14 protein-coding genes are annotated in these 18,476 nt (G+C 37.2%); 9 read left to right on the forward strand and 5 right to left on the reverse strand.

What is annotated here, in order from left to right:
* The 3 genes from BM012_RS18245 to BM012_RS18255 form a co-directional block, all read right to left on the reverse strand.
* On the reverse strand, positions 1-238 hold a 238-nt coding region (locus BM012_RS18245), incomplete at its 3' end, for a helix-turn-helix domain-containing protein (protein ID WP_074842829.1).
* A 120-nt stretch (positions 239-358) separates the two neighbouring features.
* Entirely contained in the window at positions 359-994 is a 636-nt protein-coding gene (locus BM012_RS18250) for an FMN-dependent NADH-azoreductase (RefSeq protein ID WP_061802341.1), read from the reverse strand.
* 102 nt (positions 995-1,096) lie between these two features.
* Positions 1,097-1,414: a winged helix-turn-helix transcriptional regulator gene (locus BM012_RS18255; RefSeq protein ID WP_061802342.1), complete on the reverse strand. Its 318-nt coding sequence runs from the start codon at positions 1,412-1,414 to the stop codon at positions 1,097-1,099.
* Between the two features lie 331 nt (positions 1,415-1,745).
* Between BM012_RS18255 and BM012_RS18260 the strand changes: the two genes are divergently transcribed.
* Positions 1,746-3,101 carry a cation:dicarboxylate symporter family transporter gene (locus BM012_RS18260; RefSeq protein ID WP_061802343.1) on the forward strand — a complete coding sequence of 452 codons (1,356 nt, stop codon included), beginning with the start codon at positions 1,746-1,748 and terminating at the stop codon, positions 3,099-3,101.
* 144 nt (positions 3,102-3,245) lie between these two features.
* Complete coding sequence (locus BM012_RS18265) at positions 3,246-4,283, forward strand: polysaccharide pyruvyl transferase family protein (RefSeq protein ID WP_061802344.1); 1,038 nt, start codon at positions 3,246-3,248, stop codon at positions 4,281-4,283.
* A 49-nt stretch (positions 4,284-4,332) separates the two neighbouring features.
* Here BM012_RS18265 and BM012_RS18270 read toward each other — a convergent pair whose 3' ends face one another.
* Both BM012_RS18270 and BM012_RS18275 read right to left on the reverse strand, forming a co-directional pair.
* Positions 4,333-5,721, reverse strand: a complete 1,389-nt coding sequence (locus tag BM012_RS18270; RefSeq protein WP_061802345.1) for an NCS1 family transporter — start codon at positions 5,719-5,721, stop codon at positions 4,333-4,335.
* Positions 5,722-5,954: 233 nt separating this feature from the next.
* Positions 5,955-7,583 carry a PucR family transcriptional regulator gene (locus BM012_RS18275; protein ID WP_061802346.1) on the reverse strand — a complete coding sequence of 543 codons (1,629 nt, stop codon included), beginning with the start codon at positions 7,581-7,583 and terminating at the stop codon, positions 5,955-5,957.
* Between the two features lie 223 nt (positions 7,584-7,806).
* Between BM012_RS18275 and allC the strand changes: the two genes are divergently transcribed.
* The 7 genes from allC (at position 7,807) to BM012_RS18310 (ending at position 18,415) form a co-directional block, all read left to right on the forward strand.
* Complete coding sequence (allC, locus tag BM012_RS18280) at positions 7,807-9,048, forward strand: allantoate deiminase (RefSeq protein WP_061802487.1); 1,242 nt, start codon at positions 7,807-7,809, stop codon at positions 9,046-9,048.
* A gap of 12 nt (positions 9,049-9,060) precedes the next feature.
* Positions 9,061-10,332 carry a pyridoxal-phosphate-dependent aminotransferase family protein gene (locus BM012_RS18285; RefSeq protein ID WP_061802347.1) on the forward strand — a complete coding sequence of 424 codons (1,272 nt, stop codon included), beginning with the start codon at positions 9,061-9,063 and terminating at the stop codon, positions 10,330-10,332.
* Between the two features lie 132 nt (positions 10,333-10,464).
* Complete coding sequence (locus BM012_RS18290; protein ID WP_061802348.1) at positions 10,465-11,808, forward strand: uracil/xanthine transporter; 1,344 nt, start codon at positions 10,465-10,467, stop codon at positions 11,806-11,808.
* 10 nt (positions 11,809-11,818) lie between these two features.
* On the forward strand, positions 11,819-13,033 hold the full coding sequence (locus BM012_RS18295) for an amidase (protein ID WP_061802349.1): 1,215 nt from the start codon (positions 11,819-11,821) through the stop codon (positions 13,031-13,033).
* Positions 13,030-13,905 (forward strand): fumarylacetoacetate hydrolase family protein, encoded by an 876-nt coding sequence (locus tag BM012_RS18300; RefSeq protein WP_061802350.1) that lies wholly within the window; start codon positions 13,030-13,032, stop codon positions 13,903-13,905. The genes BM012_RS18295 and BM012_RS18300 overlap by 4 nt, the downstream gene beginning before the upstream one ends.
* Positions 13,906-13,933: 28 nt before the next feature.
* Positions 13,934-15,304: an allantoinase gene (locus BM012_RS18305; RefSeq protein ID WP_061802351.1), complete on the forward strand. Its 1,371-nt coding sequence runs from the start codon at positions 13,934-13,936 to the stop codon at positions 15,302-15,304.
* Between the two features lie 420 nt (positions 15,305-15,724).
* The gene (locus tag BM012_RS18310) at positions 15,725-18,415 is read left to right on the forward strand and encodes a right-handed parallel beta-helix repeat-containing protein (RefSeq protein ID WP_061802352.1); all 2,691 of its coding nucleotides are present in this window, start codon (positions 15,725-15,727) and stop codon (positions 18,413-18,415) included.
* Positions 18,416-18,476: the final 61 nt, after the last annotated feature.

Consider the following 18,476-nt stretch of genomic DNA (forward strand, 5'->3'; position numbering starts at 1 on the left):
CTTCTAATTTAGCGAATGCATCTTGAGAATGCGGTCCTTTCCCATAAGTATATTGTTTTCCAACAGGCTGTTCTAGTCGCTTCATCTCTCCATTCTTATACCATCTCATCCAGGTTTTCAGTTGGGTACGATTCCGAATCTGTAAGGTTTCCATGACTTCTTTTACAGGCACGCCTGCTAACCTCATTTCAATCGCCTTCATTTTCACTTCTACTGGATAACTTACTCTTGTTCCCATAGAAAAAACACCTCCACGTTATAGTTCGGTCATTTGTATCCGATCTTTAACGAAAAGGTGTTTTTTATTTGTCTCACTTCATGGGGTCAGTCCAGAAATGCCTAAAGGGGATTTTTTTATTTAAAAGTGATGTGCTAAATCTTTAGCTTGACCAATAGCTTTTGTTTTTATCTTATCCGTTATTTCAGGGTGGATCATTTGTCCTTCAATGGCAATTGTTTCAAACGACTCAATCCCAAAGAAATCCATCATTACTTCAAGATAGCGATGTCCCATCTCCTTATGAACATCAGGACCTTCAGAATAGATGCCTCCGCGTGCTTGAATATGTACAGCTTTCTTTCCTTTTAGAAGCCCTTTAGCTCCGTCTCGTGTATATTTAAATGTTTTGCCTGAAACGGCAATTGCATCGATATATGTTTTCATAATTGCTGGAATAGAGAAATTCCACATTGGTGTTACAAACACATATTTATCTGCTAATAGAAACTGGCCGCCTAACTCAGCTAGTCTTCCAACCTTTAATCTTTCATTTTTCTCTAGTTTCTCAAATGAGTTACCAGCTCGAAGCTTTTCCCAACCGCTAAAAACGTCAGCATCTAAATAGGGAATATCCGCTTTATATAAATCTAAATGAACCACTTCATCACATGGATTTTCTTTCTTATATGTTTCAATAAATTCTTGACCAACTGCCATGCTAAGCGATGCATCTGCTTGTAAAGGATGTGCCGTAATATATAAAACATTTGCCATACATTTTTCCTACCTTTCCTTGCGATCATACGCAATGATGTTCAATCTGGCTCGTGGGGGATTTCCTTCCGCGAACAGAGAATGTTTTCTACTTCTTCTTTTTTAATCTTTAACCCAGCTCTCAGCCCATTGACTAATAGGACCAAGAATTTTTCCTAATTCAGTTCCTTTTTGAGTTAGGGAATACTCTGAACGAATAGGGCGATCTGGAATTACGTTGCGAACAACAACTCCATGCTCTTCAAGCTCTTTAATTCGCTCTGTTAACATACGTCGACTTAAGTCTGGAATCGTTTCGCTTAATTCACTAAATCGTTTAGGACCACTCATTAGAACATAAATAATAAGACCTGTCCATCTTTTCCCAATTAATTCAAAGCTCTTCTCTACCTTTGGATGCAATTCTCTATTCTCTGTCACTCGTTTAGCCTCCTTACCTGAATTCGACAAAGGATTACTTATGTACTTATTGTAACAAAAAACCGAATGAAATAGATTTTTTTAGTATGAGGTAATTGGTAAAGTTTCATAACAGTAAAAACGATTAGAAAGGAATGAAAAATAATCCGTTCAAATCTCATTTTAAAGTTTTCATAAATGTTCCAAAGAAGAATAAAACTTTTAGTTAATAAGTACAATGACGTTCTCTTTCTTCTATATTACAATGTTAATTAATATAACATGAGATGTAACGTAAAGTTATTTATCGGAATATTCGATTATTAATAGTGTAGGGGGAAGGGGAAATATAATGGGGGAAACTAAGGGAGAGGTAAAAAAAGAACCTTTTTATAAAGGGATTTTCTTTCAAATTGTGGTTGCTATTATTTTAGGAACAGTTGTTGGGTACTTGTGGCCAAGCGTTGGGAATGCTCTTCAACCAGTTGGAGAGGGATTTATTAAGCTTATTAAAATGATTATTGCACCACTCATTTTTGGGGTAGTTGTTGTTGGGATTGCTAAAGTAGGCAACATCAAAACCGTTGGAAGAATCGGAGGGAAGACACTTCTCTACTTTGAAGTTGTTACAACGTTTGCTTTAATTATTGGGGTTGTTGTAGCAAACATGATGAATCCTGGTTCAACAATGAATGTAGATCCTTCAACATTAAGTACAGCAACTGTGGAAGAGAAAACAAACGGTTCAGATCTTCCAAGTGAAGGTGAGTTTTTTCTGAATATGATTCCAGATAGTGCTATTGGAGCTTTTGCGAATAACTCTATGCTTCAGGTTCTATTAATTTCATGTTTGTTTGGAATCGCTCTTGTGCATATTGGGGGAAGAACGTCAGAAGTTTTGCTTGATGTACTAGAAAAAGTAAACAACGTTCTCTTCAAAATTATGAGTTATATTATTAAACTAACAGCGCTAGCAACCTTTAGTGCAATGGCATTTGCGGTAAGTCAATACGGGATCGGGACACTTGCTTCATTCGGGAAACTGTTTGTTGCGATGACAGTTGCTTGTTTTTTATTCATTCTAGTATTAGCTGTTATTGTTCGGATAACGATTGGACTCAGTTTGTGGAAAATCATTGTATATATAAAAGAAGAGATTTTACTTGCTTTTGCGACAGGATCAACAGAAGCCGTTATGCCACAATTGATGGATAAATTTGAACAAGCAGGATGTAATAAGGCTGTAGTTGGCTTAGTTGTCCCAACAGGTTACTCTTTTAATTTGGATGGGGCTTCAATTTACTTATCTATCGCCCTTGTCTTTTTAGCTCAAGCAACAGGAGTTGATTTAAGTCTTGGAGAGCAGCTACTTATGTTAGGGATCTTACTTTTAACTTCTAAAGGAATGGCTGGAATTCCGGGATCTGCTTTTGTTGCCCTTTCCGCAACAGCCGCTGCGATGGGATCTATCCCAGTTGCCGCTGTTGCCCTGATGTTAGCGCCAGATCGTTTTATGGGAAACTATCGAACAACAGTTAATATTATTGGTTATGCTGTAGCTACGTTTATTATCTCAAGCTGGGAGAAGTTGCTTGATAAAGAACAGGCACGAGCAATGCTTGAAGGTGAACTTGTGTACGAACCAAAGAATGTTGAGATAGAAGAGAATTTTGATGAAGTCACAACATCTAGCAAAACTGTATCATAAATAACGAAAAAAGGTGCCTCTAAAAAAAGGCATCTTTTTTCGTTTGGATAAATTTGGTGAGTGTACAGAGGCATATTTTATTTTCTTCAAGGGTATAGGAAAGTTATCAACTTAAACCTAGAAAAATGAAGGAGGACCATAACAATGAGTAAACAAACCATTCTAAATAAAGAATTACCAAAAGGGATTGGACCAAATGTGAGCCCAGAAGCTTTTACAAACAATAAACGAAAAGTCTTTCTCTTTGGTTCTCCAAGTTATACAAATATAGGAGACCAAGCAATTGCCTATGCAGAAGAGAAATTTATAAGAAATCACTATCCTTACTATGAGTATATTGAAATTATGGACTATGCAACAGATGAAGGAATTCAAATTGTAAAAGAGATTATTAGTGAAGATGACATTGTTTGTTTTACAGGCGGCGGAAATCTTGGGAACTTGTATCTCGATATTGAGGAAGATCGAAGAAAAGTAATTTCAACTTTCAAAGATTACAAGACGCTCTCCTTTGCTCAATCTGTTTACTTTGAAGAAACAGAGGAAGGAGATAAGGAGAAAAAGAAAACCCAAGATGCTTATCATCAAAATCGTCATTTAACAATTGGAACGAGAGAACAGCAGACACTTGAATATGTGAAAGATACATTTGATTCTGAAGTGATGTATACACCTGATATGGTATTATCGTTAGATATTGAGCCTCAAGAGCTTGAGCGAGAAGGAGTTCTCTTTATTCTAAGAGAAGATAAAGAAAAGGTAACAGAAGAGAAGTTTATTTCTGAGTTAAGAGAGTGGGTAGAACAGGAAAAAGGGAAACGTACTGAGCGTACAGATACAGTGCTACACGATATGGATGTTATTGATTACAAGGACCGAGAAGATCAGTTTATGAAGATGTTAAATCGCATTGGTTCAAGTGAGTTAATTGTTACAGATCGTCTGCATGCGATGATCTTCTCCATCATTACAAAAACACCTTGTGTTGTATTTGGTAACAGCTATGGAAAAGCAAAACACTCTTATCGAGACTGGCTTGAAGCGTTGAACTTTATTGAGTATACAGATCAAAAAGACATTAATAAACTCGAAGAAATGATTGATCGTCTGCTCCAAGCAGAGCCAAATGACATTGACTTAAAACAAGATTTTAGGCCTTTACGTGACTATTTTAAAAAATAAAAAAGCTCCATAAGAAAGCGTGAGGAAAGAATTCCTCACGCTTTTTAATTTACTCAAAAATTGTTCCTTTTTTGAATTTGGAATTTTTGAAGGTGAACTTCATAAGAAGAAGGTATGAAACGCCTCCGACAACAACACCGATAATCCATCCGAGATCAATTTCTACGAAAGCTGCTAAAGCTCCTGCTAGCATTGCAATTAAAGCACACGGATTAACACCTGAGAATGGTCCGTCTTTTTTATATAAATCATCAACATTTACTTTTTGTTTTCTTAATATATAATACTCAACTAAAAGAATAGAAACGATAGGACCCAGGAATGCTGAGTAGATGAGAACAAACAGATTGAGTCCGTTTGCAGAAGAATCTTGAACAAGAACCCATGGGAATGAACAAAGTGCAAGCAATCCAGTTACAATAACAGCTGCTTTATACTTCATTTTCGTTACCAAAGTAATCACGTATGTTGGTGGAACAATATTTGCAACCATATTAACTGCTACAGCTCCAATAACAATAAAAGCAGATACCCCAACAGTAATATAAGGATTGTCTACAACAACGGCAAAAGCTTTGACTGGATTTGAAATACCCGTTGCTGAAGCAAGCATAACGCCAATTGTTAGAACAAAACCATAAGCAATAGTAATAGGAGAGAAATATAACAAACCACGTTTCTTATTGCTTATACCTGTTTTTAACTCTCGGGAGTAGTCACCAGCGCTTAAGAAAATTGCCGCATAGTTACCGAGAAAAACCATAATAAAAGCGAAAAATGGAAGTCCCCAGGTTCCTTCTGTATGAACCCACTTTTCTGTAATCACATCTTTGTAAGAAGTGAGAAGAATACTAAATACATAGAGGAGAGCAAGCATAATGACAATAGAGGCGAGTGTTTCAACCCATTTAATGGCATGAAATCCGTAAAGAGAGAGAACAATTTGTAGAAGTTGTAGAGCAATAAAACATACTACAACATTATCAACAGATCCTCCTGTTAGGGCTTTTACAATTTCATTGAGTGCAGTACCACCAATCCAGCTTTGAAACCCGTACCAAATAATAGCTGGAATTCCTCTCAAGAGAGAAGAAATGATGGAACCTTTTACTCCAAATGACATTCGAAGCTGCATGACATAAGGAATGCCTGTTTTATAGCCGAATCGATCGTTCAAAGCAAAAAAGGTGGAGATAATCCCAATTGCAATAGCTGCTGCCACAAACGTTTGGAAGATGTTGAGCGTTGCTGTTCCTGCTACAACTAAGCTTGCACCAAGCGTCATATTACCAAGATTCACTCCATCACCAATCCACATGAACATGTAAGATAGAGGACTAACAGATCGTTCCTTTTTCGGAAGAAGTGACTCATCAATCTTCAGGGTGTCTTTTGTGCTTTGTTCTTCTACGACTGGATTTGCTAAATTTGTAGACACTATTATTCAGCTCCTTTTCATAAAGTTCTCTATGTAGTTAATTATTTTGACTTTAGACGTTAAGAAAATTGACATGTATAAAGTTTATAAGATGAAAAAAGAGATGTCATTGACATATTTGTGAATTTTCTGAAAATGTTTTGTGCAATATGACAAATTATTTTAGTAGAAAAGAAAGCGTGAAAAAGCCAAACATCTCTTACTAGAATGTTTGGCTGTACATATTATAGTGTCTATACATGAATGCTTTCTCCTTGCCCTTGAATCAATGCTTTAATTCGAAAGGCGAGACGCAAACGGAGTGTTTCGTCAGGCTCCTTCAAGCTTCTTCCTATAAGTTCTTCACATTTTTCAAGGCGATAAATCACAGTGTTTCTGTGTACATATAAACGCTTTGCTGTTTCAGAAAGTTGACAATGAGTTTCCAAATAAACAGAAAGGGTGTGGAGTAAGACGTCATGATCTTTTTTCGCTCCATCAAAAAAAGGCTGAAATGTATCACTGTAGAACTTTTTTAATTGCTCATATGGAACCATGCGCAAAATTTCAGGAACTTCTTTCGGTTGGTATGTCTCAATAAAGCCTTCTTGTCCTGATAGCTGTCCATAATATAATGTGTCATTTGCTTCTTTGTATGAAATAGGAACATGTAAAAGCTGTTGAGCATAGTTGCTAAGGCCAAAACAAAGGTCTTTCTTGAAACGGGTTGAGACCTTAACTTGAAGTTTCCTCAGCAAATCGAGAATAAACGGATCCATCTGAACTTGTTTGCTCTTTAAAGGAAAAAGTAAAACATAAGCTCCGTTTACTGTGAAAAAATGAACGGTCTGAGAAAAGCGCTGTAATTCGGCTTCAATTGTGTCATAAATAAGCTCATAATCTTGTCTGTGTTGTGAAAATGAAGTTTCTTTATGACGTTCAATTGTTTTCCCTACTGCGCAAACGTAGCGTTGCTCATTTTCTAATCCGAATTCTTTTCCTCGACTAAGGATTTCTTGTGATGTTGTAAAGCTTCCATTAATAAAATTGTTAAAAAACTCGTTGTGAAGACGGCGTTCGTTTTGTTTTAAGGCATTTTCTTTCATTAGCTCAAAAGCTATAACATTAATAGCTTGCTCAATTGTAAGAACAGTAGAACGATCTGTTGGATGGATCTCCCCAAAAACACATAAGTAGCTGTACTGCTTGTGTGTATGGACGGGGAAAAGAGTTAGCGTAATTTTATCTGGATCAAGAAGTGAAAAAGTGAAAGGCGTTTGTTGAAAAATATCGTTCTCAACTAAAATAGTTTCTAATTTTTCATAGATAGAAGAATCATGGTTTGAATTTGTAATAGGTTGTAAATGGTGATTTAGTAAAACAACTTGAAAATGAATGAGTGATGATAAACTTTGCAAAATTTTATGTACGTTTTGTCCATTCATAATTTGATTTGTAAACTGCTGGTGCGTCATCATTGCATTTCGGAGTTCAGTTGTGCGAATGTCGAGTATATAATTTAGAGACTTATGAACAATATCCCCTAATGAAGTATGCATAGGAAGTTCCAAAAGCGGAAAGTTAAGCTGTTGAGCTAATTCAATGGCTTGTAGTGGAATTTCTTGTAGGAAACGCTTTGTTTTAATTCCTAAGCCTGAGCAACCTTTCTTTTTCATCTCCTGAATGAGTGTAATAAGAGAGTGAAGGTCATCCTTAAAATGAAAAGCCGTTGTAATAAGAAGTTCATCTTTTTTGAGAAAATGGATAATATCAGGGGCATCCATCATATTAACAGTGTTTACCTCATAATCTATGTTCTTCTCTCCAGCTCGTATAATCGTGCCTTCAAATACTGATAACTCTAGCAATTCGCTTAATTTCATAAAACTCAGTTCTCCTTTTGTAGGATATTTAAAAATTAAGTACAAGAAAGATAAGATTTTAGTTAATATGCATAAAGAAATGACTGAATATTCTACAATTATGTCAATGATTTTAGCAGGTATCTATTTTAAAATCAATATATATATTACAAACAATGTTAGGAAAAGTAACGAATAGAATATAAGCAAGATTTTTTGTGAGAAAGGAGGGATATGCTTGGTAATGGAAGAAAAGAAAAAGCTCACACTAGTACAGCAAACAGCTGAGATGGTGGAATGGCTAGCTTCATTTGGAGGAAGTAAAAGCGGCGGAGTGACACGACTTCTTTATTCTGAGAGTTGGAAACTTGCTCAGGAAGCGCTCAAAGCACGAATGGAGGAGGCTTCTTTACATGCTTACTATGATGATGCTGGAAACCTCTTTGGAAGGCTAGAAGGTAGCCAAAAAGAAGGTCGTGCAATTCTTACAGGCTCTCATATTGATACGGTCGTAAATGGAGGAAAATATGACGGGGCATACGGAATTATTGCAGGAGTTCTCGCGCTCAAATATTTACATGAACACTATGGTCGTCCGAAAAAAACAATTGAAGTTGTTTCACTATGTGAGGAAGAAGGAAGTCGATTTCCAATGACCTACTGGGGGTCAGGAAGTATGACAGGATTAAGATCGTTTGATGACGTTTATTTGTTAAAAGATCAAGAAGGTACTACATTTATAGAAGCGATGGAAAAGTCAGGGTTTGGGAAGGGAAAGTATCAGCACCCAGGAACTGCTCATTTTGATTGTTTTATTGAGTTGCATATTGAGCAAGGGGAAGTGCTGGAACGAGAAAACAAATCTATTGGCGTTGTGTCTCATATTGTTGGACAGCGCCGATACAATGTAACAGTCAACGGTGAAAGCAACCATGCTGGAACAACACCAATGAAGTGGCGCAAGGATGCAATGAACACGGCTTCAGCACTTATTCAAGTACTAATGGAGAAGTCGAAAAGAATGCCTGCTGATCTTGTTGTAACAGTTGGGCAAATGATTGTTGAGCCAAATATACCAAATGTTATCCCGAATAAGGTAACATTCAGTATTGATATTCGTCATAGTGATAGTGACATTATTCAATCATTCTGTCAGGAGGCATTTGAAAGCTTTGAAGGTCTAGCAAGAGAAAGAGGCACATCATTAGACATCCACAAGTGGATGGATGAGCAGCCTATTAAAATGTGTGAAAAGCTTAACGAACTTTCAACAACAATCCTTCAAACAGAAGGCACTTCATTTAAAGAAATGACTAGTGGAGCTGGACATGATTCGCAGGTTTTCGGACAATTCATCCCAACCTCGCTTTTGTTCGTTCCAAGTCATAAAGGAATAAGTCATTCACCGCACGAATTTACTAAAACAGAAGATTTAGAAAAGGGAATAAATCTTTTAATCAAAATATTGCACAAGTTAGCCTATTAAGGAGGAAAAAGGATGGTAAGTTTCCAAGAAATAAATTCACCTTTACGAACAATTATGACACCAGGTCCTGTAGAAGTTGATCCAAGAGTTCTACGTGCAATGAGCAACCCAATCCTTGGGCAATTTGATCCTGCTTTTACAACGATGATGAACGAAACAATGGAAATGCTTCGAGGAGTATTCCAAACGAAAAATAAGTGGGCATTTCCAATTGATGGAACATCTAGATCAGGACTTGAGGCTGTGTTATGCAGTGTTTTAGAACCTGGTGATAAAGTTTTAATTCCGATATTCGGTAGATTTGGTCACCTTTTAACAGAAATTGCTGAGCGCAACGGAGCAGACATTCATTTGATGGAATGTGAGTGGGGCACAGTATTTGATCAAGAAGAGATCATTAATGAAGTAAAACGAGTGAAACCTAAAGTGCTTGCTGTTGTTCATGGTGAAACGTCAACAGGATGTATGCAGCCGTTAGATAAAGTTGGTCCTGCTTGTCGAAAGCTTGGCGTGTTAACAATCGTAGATGCTGTTGCAACAATTGGTGGAACAGAAGTTAAAGTTGATGAGTGGCAGCTTGATGCTGTTATTGGCGGAACACAAAAGTGTCTTTCTGTACCGTCAGGAATGGCTCCTATTACTTACAATGAGCGAGTTGAAGAAATTCTTGCTCGTCGTAAAAAAGTTGAAAAAGGTGTTGCAACAGATCAGGATCGCGTCAATGTTCAGCATCCGATTCGAAGCAATTATTTTGACTTAAGCCAGCTTCAAGATTACTGGGGACCACGTCGTCTTAATCACCATACAGAAGCAACATCGATGCTATATGCTTTGCGTGAAGGAGTGCGCATTGTTCTTCAAGAGGGTTTAAAAGAAAGGTTCTCACGTCACCGTTTCCATGAGAGAGCACTTATTGAAGGAATTAAAGCAATGGGCTTAACCTTATTTAATGAAGGAGATCAAAAATTGCCGATGGTAACATGTGTAAACATCCCAGAAGGCGTTGATGGCGAAAAAGTGAGAACAATGCTTCTTGAACAATTCGGAATTGAAATTGCTAGTTCGTTTGGGCCGCTACACGGCAAGATTTGGAGAATTGGAGCAATGGGCTACAGCTGCCGCAAAGAAAATATTTTATTTGTTTTATCAGCGCTCGAAGCATCCCTTATTCGTAATGGAGCAAAAATTCAAGTTGGCAGAGGACTTCAAGCAGCGCTAGATGTGTATGAAGCAGGAAGCTTTCAAGAAAAAGAGAATGGAAAAGAGAGCACAGTAATAAAGTAAAGAAGATGCTGATGTGATTTTTAGAAAAAGATTCCGGAGGCTCCGGAATCTTTTTGCGCACTATAGCCGATACAGATAAAGAGAAAAATAGACAAATAGATCCCATTCCTTACACATATAGAAGGTGAGTTTATGAGAGAGTTTCTTAGTATAAAAGGGTGGCTTGCAGGTTTGCAATGGCTCTTTTTTATTTTTACCAACACAGTTGTTATTCCGATTACAGTTGGAGCAGCTTTTCAGCTTTCCCATGAAACGCTTGTTTCATTAGTTCAATGTTCCTTTTTGTTTACGGGTCTAGCTTGTATTTTACAAGCTTTTCTAGGACATAAGCGTTCGATTATGGAAGGACAATCAGGGTTATGGTGGGGAGTTATTTTAAGCCTTTGTTATGGAGCTGCTGAGAGCGGTATGTCTCTAGCAACTATTGGAGGAAGTTTAAGTGTTGGAATCATCATTTCAGGAATTATTACAATTGTTATTGGGTTAAGCGGCCTATCAGGGTATTTGTCCCGTTTATTTAACAATGGTGTTATGGCTGTTTTTCTTTTTTTATTAGCTTGCCGTCTCAATACAATGTTCCTTCAAGGAATGCTAGGTATTCCATTTGGCAAAGGCGACGGAGAAGCACATATCGATGTACCAGTTCTTTTATTGTCAGTAGCTGTTGTTGCTTTTGTAATTATCTTTAGTATAAAGGCCCGCCCTTCCTTTGCTAAATATTCCTTACTTATTGGCATTATTGTTGGGTGGATTTCATTTAATCTTTTATTTGGGGAGAAAGCGGCTGTGGAGGTTTCAGAAGGAGTAAGTATAAAACTTTTTCCGCTTGGTTCTCCTAGTTTTGATATTGGCATTATTTTAACGGCTGTTATTGCAGGCCTCATCAATACATCCAACACATTCGGAGCTCTAAAAGGAACCGATGAAATTTATAAAAAAGAGTCGACAAATGGAGAGTATAGGGGCTCATTTACAATTAGCGGCGTGTTAGGCATTTGTTCTGGATTATTTGGCTTAGTTCCTTTCGCACCATATGTCTCTTCTATTGGATTCCTTCAGCAAACAAAGATTGTTGAACGACTTCCTTTTCTGATTGGGGGAGCACTGTTTACTTTGATGGGGGCCGTTCCATACGTAGGAAACATGATGGCTAAGCTTCCTCTTAGTGTAGGTAGTGCCGTTTTGCTTGTGACGTATTTACGGTTGCTCCATTCTTCTTTTAACTATTTTATTACAATCACGTTTACGCCAGAAAATGTGTATCGATTAAGCATTCCTTTGTTTATTGGTATAGGTTTAATGACGTTTCCTGCTTCTTATTTTGAAACAGTGCCAAGTATTTTAAGACCGCTTGCTAGCAATGGTTTACTCGTGGGAATTTTATTATCTCTTTTATTAGAAAATATAAAACTTTCAAAACGAAATATAAAAAAAGAAGCTTCAGTAGAAGAAGAGAGAAGATATAAAGGAGAATGAGGAGGAGCTTATGATAAAAGATCAATGGAATGCTTTTTTTAATCAGAATGTAGCAATTGCCCCAACAGGGAAAGGTAGCTTGGATGGCTTGGTTTTTTCTGTGAAAGATGTCTTTGCCATTCAGCATTATCAAAGCAGTGCAGGAAATCCTACATGGCTTCGTACACATGAGGAATCTAAAAGAAATGCAGTGGCAATTGACATGTTGCTTAATCAAGGTGCAAAGCTGAGTGGAACCACTCATACAGATGAATTGATGTACAGTTTAAACGGTGAGAATTTCCATTATGGTACACCTATTAACCCGAAAGCTCCAGATCGCATTCCTGGAGGTTCTTCAAGTGGATCAGCTGTTTCTGTTGCGGCTCAAACAGTTGATTTTTCTCTAGGAACCGATACTGGAGGGTCTGTCCGCATTCCGTCTTCTTATTGTGGTATTTATGGGTTCAGACCAACACATGGAGCTGTGCCGATAGAAGGGGTTATTCCACTTGCTAAAAGCTATGACACTGTAGGATGGATGGCAAATAGCATTGACTTATTGCTTAAGATTGGACGTGTGCTGCTTCCTCAATTGAAAGAAGACGGAGATTTTACAAACATTGAGTTTGCAGAAGAGGCATGGGAACTCCTTGAGGGAGAAACAAAAGCTGCTTTTTCTCCCTTTTTAAAGTTGTTAGAAGAGGAAAGTGAAAACAGCAGATGGCAAAGAATTTCACAAGAAGGTTTAGCAGAGTGGTCAAGTGTCTTTAGAACAATTCAAGGCATCGAAATTTGGAAAGAGCATGAGCAATGGATTAAGAAAGAAAATCCAACCTTTGGGCCAGGAATCTCTGAACGATTCAGTTGGACAAGTACATTAAAAAAAGAACAAAATGAAGATGCTTATAAGCTAAGAGAGAAAATAACAAACGAGCTTACACATCTACTTGGAGAAGATGGAATACTTGTAATCCCAACAGCCCCTGGTGGAGCACCTCTCCTTAATCTTCAAGGAGAAGCAGCTGAAAAGTATAGAGCGAAAACAATGAGCTTATCGTGTATTGCTGGTTTAGCTCGTCTCCCACAAGTGACGCTTCCAGTTGTTGAAGTGAACGGGATACCTGTTGGGTTATCTCTTATTGCAAATAGAAATCAAGACTTGAAACTATTACGCTGGTCTCAGCGCTTTCTAAGAAAAATAGACCAAAGCTTCGTAACGAGCAAAAGAGGTGAAAATGTATGAAATTAGCTACTTTAAGTATAGACGGAAAAGAAACAATAGCCCTCACTCATGACAATCGTTTTGTTTCTATTGAGACTATTAATGAAATGGAAGGTACGTGCTTTGAAGAAGACTTCGTTTTTTTACTAAGAGAAGGACAATTCAGCGAGCTTTGCACATGGTATAAAACAGAAGGAAAACAAAAGCTAAGCGCTTTTCCTTCTATAAAAGAAGAAGCGATTGAAATCGCCCTTTGTAAAAATCCTAGTACTGTTTTAGGTGTTGGAATGAACTACGTAGAAAAAGCAATTGAGCTTTCTGGTAACCTTCCGGAAGAAGAGCCCGTGATGTTTACAAAACCAAGCTCTACCCTTGTTGGTCCAAATCAATCTATTTTACTTCCTGTTCAATCAAAAGAAGTGACAGCAGAAGGAGAGCTTGCCATTGTAATCGGAAAACAATGCAAAAATGTAAAACAAGAAGATGCAAAGGAGTTTATTGCGGGTTTCACAACAGCATTAGATGTTACAGCAAAAGATATTCATGGGAAAAATCCTCGCTATCTGCAACGTTCTAAAAGCTTTGATACATTTTGTAGCATTGGGAACTCCCTTGTGACTTTGGATGAGTTTTCCTCTCTTCGTGAAATTAAAGTAGAAACGGTGTTAAATGGAGAAGTTCGATATAGCAACACAGTCTCAAATATGATGTACGAGCCACTTTGGCTTCTTGAGTTCTTTTCAAGTATCATGACGCTTAATCCTGGCGATATAATTTTGACAGGAACACCAGGTTCTGTCCTTATTAATGAGAAAGATGTTGTAGAATGTCGAGTTACAGAATTGGCACCGTTGAAAAATGATGTACGAGCGGGTTTGTTACTTGCAAAATAAATAAGAAGCTAGAGAAGGAGAGAAGTTTATGAGCTTGTATGATGTTGTAATTCGAAATGGAAACGTTGTTCTCTCAACAGGTGTTGTTAAAACAGATATTGGGGTTAAAGACGGGAAAGTTGCTGCGATTGAAAAAAATCTCCACCATCAAGGAGAACAAGAATGGAATGCAGAACATCAATATATTTTTCCAGGAATGATTGATGTTCATGTACATTTCAGCGAGCCTGGAAGGGAACATTGGGAAGGATTTCATACAGGTTCCATGATGATGGCTGCTGGAGGGTGCACAACTTATTTCGATATGCCTCTAAATGGCATTCCCTCTACTGTAAATAAAGACGCATTAGACGAAAAGGCAAGGATAGGAAACGAGAAGTCTGTTGTAGATTTTGGTCTGTGGGGAGGACTTGTTCCTGGAAATGAAGGAGATTTAAAGCCTCTTGCAGAATCAGGTGTAATTGGGTTTAAAGCCTTTCTTTCTACAACAGGTAACAAAGAGTTTGAAGCGGTTGATGATATGACACTGCTAGATGGAATGAAACAGATTGCTCGCCTCGGAAAAGTACTTGCTCTTCATTCTGAGAGTGCAAGTATGACAAACTGGTTGAAAAAAGAAAAAGAGAACGAAGGAAAATATAGTGCTGATGACTACTTAGAAACTCGTCCAATTACAGCGGAAGTTGAGGCAGTAGAACGCGCTATCTATTATGCAGAGCTTACAAATTGTCCTCTTCATTTTGTTCATATTAGTTCAGCAAAAGCAATGGAAAAGATCCAAGAAGCAAAGGAAAAGGGAATGAACATTACTGTTGAAACGTGTCCCCACTATTTATTGTTTCATCATGGACACTTAAGAGAGCTTGGAGCTGTTGCAAAATGTGCACCGCCTTTAAGAGAAGATAGCGAAAGACAAAAGCTTATCGAGCTTTTGAAGAGCGATCGATTTGATATGATTTCATCCGATCATTCACCATGTCCATATGACTTAAAAGATCCTAATGTTCATAACCTCTTTGAAGCATGGGGCGGAATTAGTGGTGGGCAGTTTTCTCTTCTCGCTTCTATTGAGCTTTCTTTAGCACACAATATTCCATTTGAAAAAGTAGCAAAGTGGACTGCTTCAAATCCTGCCGAACGGTTTGGAATCTCCGATCGAAAAGGGCATATTACTAAAGGAGCAGATGCAGATTTTGCTTTTGTTACATTAGACGAATCATATACCGTGACGGCAGAAAACTATTATGCTAAGCATAAAGAAAGCTTATATATAGGTCACACGTTTCCATGTAAAGTAGTAGGAACTATGAATAGAGGAAAACTTGTGTTCAAAGATGGGGAAATAGACAAACAAGCAGACCAAAAGTGGCTGAAACCCCAAAACCGTCTGTATGTTTAATAGTCTTTTAAAACTCCTATGCTTTTAGTAGCATATGGAGTTTTTTGCTCTAATTCGAATTTTTTATAGTTCTCAACTAAGGAGCAGAGTGAGATAAAGTAAGTTACCTAAAAACATTAAGACTAGTTTATCTTGAATAAATTCATCTAAGTTGTTCTCGGTTATATTGGCTATCATCTTGCTAAAAGGTAATAGAAGAAAAGCGTAAAGCATATATTCATATAAAAGGGATTCTTAAAAAGAATCCCTTTTTACTATCTCAAAAAGTTACATGTAACATTATAGGAAGCAGAATCCTTTTGGTACTTTAGGTTTCCTGGTGAGAAAATTGGAATTTATTTGAAAATAAAAGGTGTTTGTTATTTGTTTACCATGATAGAATATGAGTAAATCCAGAACAAAAGGACGGATGGGTGAGAGATGTTTAATAGGAAGACGTTAACCGTTTCACAGAAGATATTTTCAAAATATAAGACAATTGGAGAAGCGCTAAAAAATGCTGAACATGGAGCGAAAATCCTAGTAGAGCCTGGAATGTACCGCGAGAGTTTAATTATTGATCGTAACGTAGAAATTATTGGGAAAGGATTACCACAAGAAGTGTTGATTTACAGTGAGAAGGAGTCACCAATTATTGTACAAACAGAGCTTGCTACTATTAAAGGGATAACAATCCATCAAAGGGGAAAATACGATAATCTTAATGACTATTATGCAATTGAAATTCCAACAGGATCGATTCATATTAAAGATTGTATTGTACGTTCTGACGTTGGAGGAGGCATACGAATCTATAATAAGCATACAGCTCCCATTATTAATAACTGTTTGATACATGATGTCCAAGGAATTGGCATTTTTGTTACAGAGGAGGCAACTCCCATTATCATTCGAGGGAAAATCTATGCAAATAAAGAAAACGGACTTTTAATTGATAAGAAAGCATCGGGCATTATCGAAGACTGTGAGATCTATCACAATGATTTTGCAAATGTGTGGATTGGGAGTGAGGGAGATCCTTTAATAAAAAGCTGCAAAATCTATAGTGGAAGAGAAAGTGGCATATGGATTACAGAAAGAGGAAGAGGAATTATTGACGACTGTGCAATATACGGAAACACCTATTCAAACGTTTGTATAGTTCATGAAGGGAATCCAGTTGTTCGGAAATGTCATATTTACGAAAGCAGTCAAAATGGGATTTGGGTAACAGAGGGTGGAAAAGGAACGTTGCAGGACTGTGAGATTTATCGCAATAAATACCCAAACGTAGGCGTTACAAATAGCGGAAATCCAATGATAATGAGCTGCAAAATCTATGATGGTGAAAGCTGTGGCGTGTGGGTCTCTAAAAAAGGAGAAGGATCTTTTTCAAATAGTGAAATTTATAATAATAGGGCTTCTAACATCGACATTTCACATGAAGGAGATCCATCTATTGAAGGATGCACTATTTATAGAAGTATGCAAAGTGGTATATGGGTCTCATTAAAAGGTTACGGAACGATAGAAAACTGTAAAATTTATAGTAATACATATTCTAACGTTGGTATTACTCATGAAGGAAGTCCTATTATAAGAGCTTCTTACATCTACGATGGAGCTCAAAATGGTATATGGATTAAAGAGAAAGGGAGAGGTGTAATCGAAAAAAGTTATATTTACAATAATAGCTTTGCAAACGTAAAGATTGTGACAGAAGGAGATCCTGTTATAAGGAGCTGCCATATTTATAATGGGAAAGAAAGTGGAGTATGGGTGGAAGAAAAAGGGCTCGGAATTATTGAAGGCTGCCATATTTATGGACATATGTATACAAATGCAGGTGCTGCCCAAGGTGGAAATCCTATTTTTAAAAACTGCAGAATTTATGAAGGCAAGCAGCATGGAGTATGGGTGACAGAAAGTGGACTCGGAATTTTCATGGACTGTGAAATTTATCGTCATCGCTTCTCAAATGTTGCTATTGCAGATAAAGCAAATCCTGTTATTGAAGGTTGTCATCTTTATGAAGCTGAACAGAACGGTGTGTGGGTAAAAGAAGGTGGCTTAGGATTCATTGAAAACTGTCGAATTCATCATAACGGTTATCAGAATGTCAAGATTATGAGTGAAGGAAATCCTCTTATTCGGAGCTGTGATATTCATCATGCTAAAAACTGGGGGATATGGGCAACAGAGAAAGGAAGCGGAACAATTGAGAATTGCCATCTTTATTCAAATGAAAAGGATAACATTCTTATCTCAGAAGATAGCAAGACAAAAATTATAGGTGAGAAAAGTGAGTTAACATCTCTTAAATTCGAAAAGGTTTTAAATGAGCTGGACAATTTAATTGGTATGAATAACGTAAAAGAACAAATTAAAAGAATAATTCATTATATTCAGAGGTTCGGACCAGACGCTAAATTAAAGGCTGAGCATACTGTTTTATATGGAAATCCTGGGACAGGCAAAAATACGATAGCCAGGCTGCTTGGGAACCTTTATAAAACAATGGCTGTATTAGAAAGAGGACACATTGTAAAGGTGAGCGGAGAAGAGCTTGTTGGCTTATCTATTGATACAACAGTTGAAAAAACGAAGAAGAAAATAAATGAAGCAATGGGCGGGATTCTTCTCATTGACGAAGTATCTTCCTTTGAACATAAAAAGACACGGAACAATCTTGGTCTTGAAGCTCTCCAAGTTCTTTTAAGAGAAATAAAAGATAAGGAAGGGGAATTTATGGTGATTATGGCGGGATCTGAAGAAGAAGTAAAGAAATTTCTCTTCCTAAATCCCCGTTGGAATAGTCTCTTTTCTAGGCATCTTCATTTTCAAGAATATACTCCTTTTGAGCTTATGGAGATTAGCGAGAGATTTCTATACAAAAAAGGATATACCATTGATGCAACTGCTTATAACTTTCTGCTTTCTTATTACATTCAAAAATATGAGAATCGTAATCCCTACTTTGAAAATGCAACTTTTGCTCGGTATATTGGAGAAAAAGCTATGAAAAACGTAGATTGTCGTCTAGCAAAATCGTTGTGTGAAGAACACGGACCACCAAGTGAAAAAGTTGTGACCTTTCTTGATCTTCAATCAGTATGTAGGGAAGAAGAGTGATTTAAGTATTACTTGGAAATAACTAACTTAAATGTGGGCGATTATTCTAAATAGAGAAAAA

The sequence above is a fragment of the Priestia endophytica DSM 13796 genome (genome assembly GCF_900115845.1).
Taxonomy (GTDB): Bacteria; Bacillota; Bacilli; order Bacillales; family Bacillaceae_H; genus Bacillus_I; species Bacillus_I endophytica.

Excerpts from the sequence above, each read along its gene's own strand:
- BM012_RS18300 (WP_061802350.1), top strand. The coding sequence starts at position 13,030 with ATGAAATTAGCTACTTTAAGTATAGACGGAAAAGAAACAATAGCCCTC.
- BM012_RS18265 (WP_061802344.1), top strand. The coding sequence starts at position 3,246 with ATGAGTAAACAAACCATTCTAAATAAAGAATTACCAAAAGGGATTGGA.
- allC (WP_061802487.1), top strand. The coding sequence starts at position 7,807 with ATGGAAGAAAAGAAAAAGCTCACACTAGTACAGCAAACAGCTGAGATG.
- BM012_RS18295 (WP_061802349.1), top strand. The coding sequence starts at position 11,819 with ATGATAAAAGATCAATGGAATGCTTTTTTTAATCAGAATGTAGCAATT.
- BM012_RS18285 (WP_061802347.1), top strand. The coding sequence starts at position 9,061 with ATGGTAAGTTTCCAAGAAATAAATTCACCTTTACGAACAATTATGACA.
- BM012_RS18305 (WP_061802351.1), top strand. The coding sequence starts at position 13,934 with ATGAGCTTGTATGATGTTGTAATTCGAAATGGAAACGTTGTTCTCTCA.
- BM012_RS18250 (WP_061802341.1), bottom strand. The coding sequence starts at position 994 with ATGGCAAATGTTTTATATATTACGGCACATCCTTTACAAGCAGATGCA.
- BM012_RS18290 (WP_061802348.1), top strand. The coding sequence starts at position 10,465 with ATGAGAGAGTTTCTTAGTATAAAAGGGTGGCTTGCAGGTTTGCAATGG.
- BM012_RS18275 (WP_061802346.1), bottom strand. The coding sequence starts at position 7,583 with ATGAAATTAAGCGAATTGCTAGAGTTATCAGTATTTGAAGGCACGATT.
- BM012_RS18310 (WP_061802352.1), top strand. The coding sequence starts at position 15,725 with ATGTTTAATAGGAAGACGTTAACCGTTTCACAGAAGATATTTTCAAAA.
- BM012_RS18260 (WP_061802343.1), top strand. The coding sequence starts at position 1,746 with ATGGGGGAAACTAAGGGAGAGGTAAAAAAAGAACCTTTTTATAAAGGG.